This is a genomic window from Spirochaetaceae bacterium (genome assembly GCA_009784515.1).
GTDB lineage: Bacteria > Spirochaetota > Spirochaetia > WRBN01 > WRBN01 > WRBN01.
The window spans coordinates 1-7947 of sequence record WRBN01000087.1 but is presented as its reverse complement, the minus strand read 5'-3'; the positions used below and the strand labels follow the sequence as shown (position 1 = coordinate 7947).

General features: G+C 40.0%; 6 protein-coding genes. All 6 read right to left on the bottom strand.

Going from position 1 to position 7947, the window contains the following annotated elements; translation table 11 throughout:
* A partial coding sequence (locus tag FWE37_08440) for a DHH family phosphoesterase (protein MCL2521007.1) occupies positions 1 to 785 on the bottom strand: 785 nt, incomplete at its 3' end.
* Positions 782 to 4120, bottom strand: coding sequence for an alpha-amylase family glycosyl hydrolase (locus FWE37_08435; GenBank protein ID MCL2521006.1), 3339 nt, complete (start codon positions 4118 to 4120; stop codon positions 782 to 784). The genes FWE37_08440 and FWE37_08435, both read right to left, overlap by 4 nt.
* A 98-nt stretch (positions 4121 to 4218) precedes the next feature.
* The gene (locus FWE37_08430) at positions 4219 to 4671 is read right to left on the bottom strand and encodes an FxsA family protein (protein MCL2521005.1); all 453 of its coding nucleotides are present in this window, start codon (positions 4669 to 4671) and stop codon (positions 4219 to 4221) included.
* A 5-nt stretch (positions 4672 to 4676) separates the two neighbouring features.
* Positions 4677 to 5429 carry a WecB/TagA/CpsF family glycosyltransferase gene (locus FWE37_08425; GenBank protein ID MCL2521004.1) on the bottom strand — a complete coding sequence of 251 codons (753 nt, stop codon included), beginning with the start codon at positions 5427 to 5429 and terminating at the stop codon, positions 4677 to 4679.
* Between the two features lie 108 nt (positions 5430 to 5537).
* Positions 5538 to 6956: a S41 family peptidase gene (locus FWE37_08420; protein ID MCL2521003.1), complete on the bottom strand. Its 1419-nt coding sequence runs from the start codon at positions 6954 to 6956 to the stop codon at positions 5538 to 5540.
* Positions 6957 to 6999: 43 nt separating this feature from the next.
* Complete coding sequence (locus FWE37_08415; GenBank protein ID MCL2521002.1) at positions 7000 to 7854, bottom strand: hypothetical protein; 855 nt, start codon at positions 7852 to 7854, stop codon at positions 7000 to 7002.
* Positions 7855 to 7947 lie beyond the last annotated feature (93 nt).

Genomic DNA, 7947 nt, shown 5'->3' with positions numbered 1-7947 from the left:
TTGCGGCTACGGCTAATAATGAGCACATCTTTCCCTTTTTTAAAGCTAAAAAACCCATAAATGGCATCAGCTTTTTTTTCTAATTTAAAAACTTGCTCTACTACATAATTTAAACCGCTTTGCTGCTCCGGTAACTCTTCACAAAAAAAAGCAATTATATCCCCAAAAATATCTCGCTTTTCTACCTGCTTCGATATTTTTTGGATAAGCTTGTCCGTTTTATCTTCACTAGTAAGGGTTAAATATTTATCAGCTAATTGATTATCGGCCCCACACTCTAAAAGATAAGCTGATGCCTCAAAATCTTTAATGGTTAAATTATTATAAGTAAACCGCCCGGTATCGGCATAAATGCCCGCTAAAGCAATAGTTGCTAACTCGGGCGGAATTTTTATTTTTTTACCTTTAGCCTCTAAAGCCAAAATGCTGGTATTAGCGCCGGTATCATCAAAATATTCTATGGCCCCCGGTATATCACATTCGACACCTTTGTGATGGTCATAAACCTCAACTTGCTCAACGGCACCATCTATTACATCGTATATTTCTTTTATACGCTCATTTTTACGTGTGTCTACCACAATCATTTTATCAATTTTTTTACCCTTTAACTCTTTAAGTTTTAAAAAGTTTAAAGTGCTTTCATATTTGTCATAAACACAACGTGCTGTAGGGTTGCAATATTTATTACGTACCGCCCGATATTCTGGAAAAAGCAGACTAGCTAATACTAAACTACCCAAGCTGTCTAAATCCATTTGGCCATGTCCTACAATTATGTTCATTTTTTTACTCTGCCTTTAAGCATTTTTATTAGCTCCTCTGCTTTATAGTTACTGCTTTCTACAGCTTTAATTATTTTATCATAACTTTTTTTTGTTAAGCTCATCGCTTTAGTTACATCTTTAGTAACTACATAATTTTTAAATAAATTAGCCAGTTGCCAATACTTTAACAGCCGGCTCATTTGCTCACCGTTAAACCACCATACACCCTCAAATTTGTTTACTCCGCAGGCGGCTGCTAGCGGCTTGTTATGTAAAATGGCTAAAAATATATCTTCATCTACCTCATCAAAATCGGTTAAAGCCCTTATGATGGCCGCTAACTTACCATAATTTAAACCAAGCACTTGCCATTGGCCGGCAAAACGGCGGCTCATTAACCAGTCGTCAAAAATTACCGCTTTATCTGGGTATAAAGCGGCGGCAAATTTAAAACTGAGTAAAGTAGCCAGCAAAGCCACATTATTTAAGCTGCTAAATTGCTCATTTAAAGTTTTATGCTGAGCCACTGCTTTACCAAAAGCGGCAAAATCGTCAATCAGCTCGCCGTAACTTAAACTATCCGGTTTTATTTCGCCTAAAAAGGCGGCGGCTTCGCTGTACATTTGCTCTAGGTTAGCTTTAGCTTGTTGTGCATCACCGCTGGTAGCATAAAATAAAGTTATTAAATCGTGTAAAATATTTTGCTGCTGTCTAACCAAATAACCGGTAGCTTGATAAAGCGGCGCTAAGCGGCGTTCTTGTAAAAAAATGTAAAAATCTTGACAACCCTTACCTCCTAACTCACTATGAATAACCGCCAGCATACCATCGCTATCGTAAAGTTCGTTAATCTCCCAAAAAACTTGGTATTCGTAGCCATCTAACATTGCAAAAAAACCGTTATTTACTATATCGCAGCTGCGGTAAATGTACCACAGCCCGCTGCGCTGCTCTTGGGCCACCACAAAATAAGACCATTCGTTATGTAAAGCTAAGCTGCTGCCTAAAGTTTGACGGTGATGGTGTTTTTCACCGTTAATTTTAACGGTAAAAGGTTCGCTCTCTTTTAATGTACCGGAGGTAGGATAACCGCAGTTATTATACAGCACCAAAGTGCATTCGCTGCCGCTGCGGTTACTATAAGCAAAAACATTATGGTTAAGGTGGCCATCACTGTAAAAATTATATAGTCTAAAGTGCTCGCTGCCGCTAAAGCGGTAGCGTTTACGTAACAGCGGGAAAATTTCGTATTCGTGGCAAGCCAAAAATCCTTCATCAACGGGTTCATCGTAGTAGCTGCGGCTGTACTCCATACCATATTTTTCGTACCAGCCTTCCAGTTGGCCGTGCCCAAACATCGGTAAACCCGGCATAGTAGCCATCATAGCGCAAATACCAAAGTATTTACGGCCTTTGCCAAATTGCTCGGCCGCCGGCTCTTCATCGGGGTTACTCATAAAGTTGACAAAACGTTTAATAATTTCGCTGTCAAAAGCTAAGGTGTTGGTAATGGTTTCGCGGTATTTGCCGTTTTCTTCTTTCATTAACATATTCATAAAGGCGCTGTTATAAACACGGTGCATACCAAGCGTGCGTACAAAGTAACCCTCCAACATCCAAAAGGCTTCGGCCAATAGTAAAGTTTCGGGCAATTCTACGGCGATACGGTCCACCACTTCACGCCAAAATTCATGTGGGATAAGTCGGTTAAACTCTTCGTTAGTTAAGCTAAAATCGCTGCGGCTGGCAATATCGCCGCCCCGTCCGGGCTGCGGATACCACAATCTTTCGATGTGCCTTTTCACCAACACCATCGCCGCATCAAACCTAATGATAGAAAAATTACGCGCCACGTGTAAAATTTCTTGGATAACGGCTTCACGTACCTCTGGCTTTAAAAAATCAAGCTGAGCGGTATCGTTCCACGGGGTTGCCGTACCATCGTTACCGTGATAGATATAGCGGGTATCGCCGGTTCTAAAATCTACCCGCTTAAAAACCACGCTGGCATCGCTTTTGCTATAGTAATGGTCTTCTAGGTAAACTCCTAAATGCTCTTTGGTGGAGAGATTAGGGCCATTAAAAGTATAAGTAGGAAAAGGGATATAGCTGGTTTGGATAAAATAATCGGGCCGCTCTAGCACCCACCAACTATCCATCGCCGTGTGGTTAGGCACCATATCGCTGGCCAGCCGTATACCATATTTATTGGCTTTGGCCCGTAATTTATCAAGCGATGGCTGGCCGCCTAAGTTGTCGGCTATTTGGTAACCATCTAAGCTATAGGCACTGCTTTCTGCTTCGGTGTTCCCCATAAGCTGCTTAATATGTTTACTGGCATGGCTGCGCTGCCATAAACCAATTAACCACAGGGCATTAAAGCCGCGCTCGGCCAGCAGCTTAAGCTCGGCCTCCGGAATGTCTTCTAATTTGGTAAGCTTTTTATCATATTTTTGGCTAAGCTGATAAAGCCACACCAAAGCATTTTTAGCCATCATAACGACATTGGGCATCCACTCGTTATCATCGGTAAAATTTTCGGCCTCGTAGTAGCTGCCGCCATAATTTAAGGCCTCCATATTAACATCACCGCCGCTAAAATGGCCGCTAAAGGCTTTGCTTTCTTCTTTAATAAAATCGAGGCCGCGCAGTAATCTTTTAAGCAGCCCTTCCGGCAAAATATGGCCGTATATTTTATATAAATAATTTAGTTGCTCATAAAGGCTATAAGGATAAAGCTGGGCCGGCTTTTTTAAAGCGTTTATTAAATTGAGGCTGTTTTCTTCATCAATATTAATATCATTAAGCTGACTAAACAAAGTAATAAGTAACCTATTACTTTGTTTTTTAGCCAGCGGGCTGTAAAAAAGCTCATTATAAGGCTGGCAAGCCGGATTAATAACCGTCAAATGGTTAATCACCAACTCGGCCAGCATTTGCTCGGCGGCTTCGTCTTCGCTAAGGTAGAGCTGCGGCTGTATACCGTTTAATACCTCGTAAGGGCTTAATTCGCTCACAAAGCTGCTTAACTGGCTGCTGTAAGTTGGTAAAAGCCGGCTTAGTTCGTGATTAAGCTGCTGCAGGCTGCTTGCGTTTTGCTTTAGGTAAAAATAAATTAAATAATTAAAAATATCATCTATTAAACTAATAGCATTAATACTGCTGGCCTGATAACTTTGCTCTTTATTTTTATAGCTATTAATGGCCTGCGTAAATTCTTTAACTGCTTGGTGATTATTAAGCATAATAGCGCTGGTAAAGCTTTGCTTTAAGTTATAGTGCCGGTAACATTTAGTAGTAATTAAAAACTCACGTTCACTTACTGGGTTATCTTTTTGCTTATTTGCTGCCATTTAACACCTCGCTTTAAACTTTAACTATATTGTAACACGATAATTCATATTTAGCCACAAATAACTTAAAATAACACTAAATTTACCGGTAAGGCCGTTTAGTCGTCTACACTTTTGCCAAGTTTTAAATATTCGTAAACATCTTTCCAATCTATTTTAAAAAGGTGGCTAAATAATTTGCCCAGCGGACGCTCTAAAATAACTATTAACAAAGCCAAAACAAAGCTGGCGATACCCGGTATTATTAAAAACAGGCCGGCTATTAATACCGCCGTAAGACTAAAAAAAGCTTTAGAGGGATAATCGCCTTTTTTATAACTTTGCTTAACTTTACGGGTTAAAAGTTTTAGCCTAATGGCCAGTAAAAGATACAAAATAAAATTTAACAGCAATAGCAGCACTAAATTAGGAATTAACCCTAATGCATTAGTAAAATAAATAAAAGCCAGCAGGTTACCCAGCGAAATAAAGGAAAATGCAAGGCATTGGTTTAAGTAGCCGCGTGTGGCACTTAGTGATGTCCAATAAGCTAAAAAACGTAAGGCAAACAAATTAATTAACCTTCCTTTTTGGCTAAGCGATAGTAAACTAACAATAGCTGATAGCGTAATAAAATAAAAATATACATAACACGAAGCGGGTTTTTAATTAATTTACCTAGCCAATCGCTGCCTTTATGAAAGGCTTCACGATTAGGTTTAGCTTTTTTACCGGCTACTACATCAAAAAAATCGGGCAAGTACAAACAAATACCGGGCTTAAAAGAGTGTTGTTGCTGAAAGATAAATTGCTCTTTACCTTTTAAACCACGTGCCGTAATAAGTAAGGTCGGCGAGGCTTTACGGATAGCCTCTGTAATTAAACCAAGTTCTTGCTTTTTAAAGTAACCTTTATAACGCCCTACAAATAATAAATGCGGGTAACTGCTGCGCAGATTTTTATCGGCCTTTTGTAAAACCTTACTGCTACCGCCCAGTAAATAAACCGATTTACGTTTTTGCTCCAGTAAAGTTAATAAGGTGATAATATAATCGTAAGGCAAATAACGTTCGGCCTTAAAGTTGTACAGTAATTTTATGCCGTGCGTTAAACTTTTGCTCACCGGCAGCACTAAAGCCGCTTCGTTTAACTGGGTTTTAAATTCGGCATTACCTCTAGCCGCTAATAATTTGGGCAAATTTAAAAAAACAATTTTATTGCTTTGCTCGTTAACCAGTAACGACAGCACCACCTTTGGCATAGCTTCGCGCTGTACCAAATCGATGGGTACACCTAACAAAGTTATACGTTTTACTACAGAGTTATCCATCTTATTCCTTTCTCTTAGTTAATAACTAATAACTACAAATTAATAATTAAGGCTGGCAGCAAGCGGCTTTTATGAAAGCAAAAGTAAAACTTTTGCCTCTTCCAACTATTAGTTATTAACTATTATCTTTTCTAAAAAGCCTACGGCTTTTTGAAGAGCTTCATCAAATTCTAAAAAGAAGATAGGCCGGTTATCTTGCATACTTAAAGCCGCTACCTCGCTGGCCACTTTTTTAATAAAAATAGGCGGTAAAATATTACCTTCGGCTTGCATAACGGCCACTAACCCATCTAGTTCGCTTACGGTAGCTAAGCGGCCTAAAGTTCTAAAATAAGCCAACTGCTCCGAAAGCATTAAGGCCACATAGTTATTTTGCGCCTCATCGTTCCAATAAATACCCTCAATATAAATATCGGGTGAAATACCCTCATTATCAATATTGACCCCGCCCGGTGTATAATAAAAAGCTGTAGTTATTTTAAAACTTTGGCTAAAATCGTTCACTAAAGGAAATAAGCTTTGTACCTGCGCCTTACCAAAGCTGGTATTACCAATAATGGTGGCGCGGTTATTATCCTGTAAAGCTCCGGCAAAAATTTCGCTGGCACTAGCGCTGCCTTCGTTAATTAAGACCACTATGGGTACATTTACATCGATAATTGTACGGCTATTAGCTTGCTCTACCCGATTGTGGCGGCTATTACGCGCCTGTATAGAAACTATCGTACCGCTATCCAGTAAATCGTTAGCCATACTCACCACCGCCTCATAACTGCCGCCGCCATTACTACGCACATCAAAAATAAACGCTCTAGCCCCTTCACTGCTTAACCTTGTTACCGCCGTACGCATAGCATCGGGAGTACGCGGCGTAAAAGTTAAAATATTAACATAACCAATCTCGTTATCATCGCCAATTAAAGCGCTTTGCACACTTTCTATCTCGATAATCTCGCGCACTATGCTAAGCTCAAACCTAATTTCACCGCGCAGTACATTAATAGTAACGCTGGTACCTTGAGGCCCGCGCAGCCGCCGGACGGCTTCATCACTGGTAAGCGGCCTAATATCTTCGCCATTAACGGCGGTAATGTAGTCGCCCGTCATTATGCCGGCCCTAGCTGCCGGAGCGCCGCTAACGGTACTGGCTACATAAACATAACCATCGGTATTTTTAGTAATGGTAATGCCTAAACCACCAAATTCGCCGGTAACTAAATCGTTATATTGCGTAGCCAAAGATTCGGCTAAAAAAAAGCTATAAGGGTCGCCCAAACTATTTAACATAGCGCTAATAGCTACTCTGGCTAACTCATCGGCATCTACTTCGGTAATAAAATCGCTTAAAATAGTACGATAAACCCGTTCTATTCGTGCACTGCCAAAAGTTGCCTCCTCGGCCATACCAAAGTTACGGCTAAAATAACCTTGCCTGTTACTATAAAGCTCTACCGTTAAAAAGATAATTACTACTACAAGTAAGCTGCTAAAAGCTAACCATAAGATATTAGTGTTTCTAATTTTCATTAATTTTTTTCCTAATTTTCCTTAATAGTGATACCGGCCAATTTTAATCCTCAGAGTTAGGCAGCCAAAATAAATCGATATACGAAGGTATAGTTAAAAATGGCTGCCTTAAATTTATAAGATACGCTAATTGTAAAAATAAGCCAACATCGTAAAAAAAACGTTCATCAAAAGTGGGCAAAATTAATTGCTGCCCGCTTAATTGATAGAGCAAAGAGTTATAAAACTCCGGGTTATCTAAATATAATAACATACCTGTCCGATAATCACTTAACATTTTAGTAAAAAGTTCGTCATCGCCATCACCTAAAAAAACCAAAGTATTTAACAATAAATTATCATTAAAGCCCGACCTAGCCAAAACAAACCCTTCGTTGGCCAGCCGCGAAAGATACGGCTCGCCCACCACTACCGCCCGTACACGCCCTTCGCGCAACAAGTTTGCCCGTACGGCATCGTTATGGACATTACGTAATAAATAGTCGGAGCTGCCGGCCCATAAATCGGCTAATACGCTGCTAATTTCGTTTTGCTCAATTGCTAGTTCATTATTGGCAGCTAAATTATTAATTACTAAGCCATAATTACTATACAAAGCCCATAAAGCGCGGATATTACTGCCGCCCCGCTTTAACCGTAATAGGCTTAATATATCTAACTCTACGGCATTGGTTTGTAAAGTGCCTTGCGCTAATTGCTGCTCTATTTGCACAGCGCTAAGCAAATTAAGCCGCCAATCTATCTGACCTTGTTCGTTATGGCTAATAGCAATAAACGGTAAAAGAGCAGCGCTTAGCTGCATAGTTACCGTAACTACCGGTTTATTTACCGGCGGAACTTCAGCTGCCGTACAACTTAGCAGCCCAAATATTACCGTTATAATAATTAATCGCGCCATGGCATAAACACCGACTTAAGACTGCGGCCCTCTAATTTTTGCTCTTCATCGGCTAAAACTAACGGCCATAAGTCTTTTTTATTAACATTGATA

Coding starts and splice junctions, on each gene's coding strand:
- FWE37_08435 (MCL2521006.1), bottom strand. CDS start 4,120: ATGGCAGCAAATAAGCAAAAAGATAACCCAGTAAGTGAACGTGAGTTT.
- FWE37_08425 (MCL2521004.1), bottom strand. CDS start 5,429: ATGGATAACTCTGTAGTAAAACGTATAACTTTGTTAGGTGTACCCATC.
- FWE37_08420 (MCL2521003.1), bottom strand. CDS start 6,956: ATGAAAATTAGAAACACTAATATCTTATGGTTAGCTTTTAGCAGCTTA.
- FWE37_08415 (MCL2521002.1), bottom strand. CDS start 7,854: ATGGCGCGATTAATTATTATAACGGTAATATTTGGGCTGCTAAGTTGT.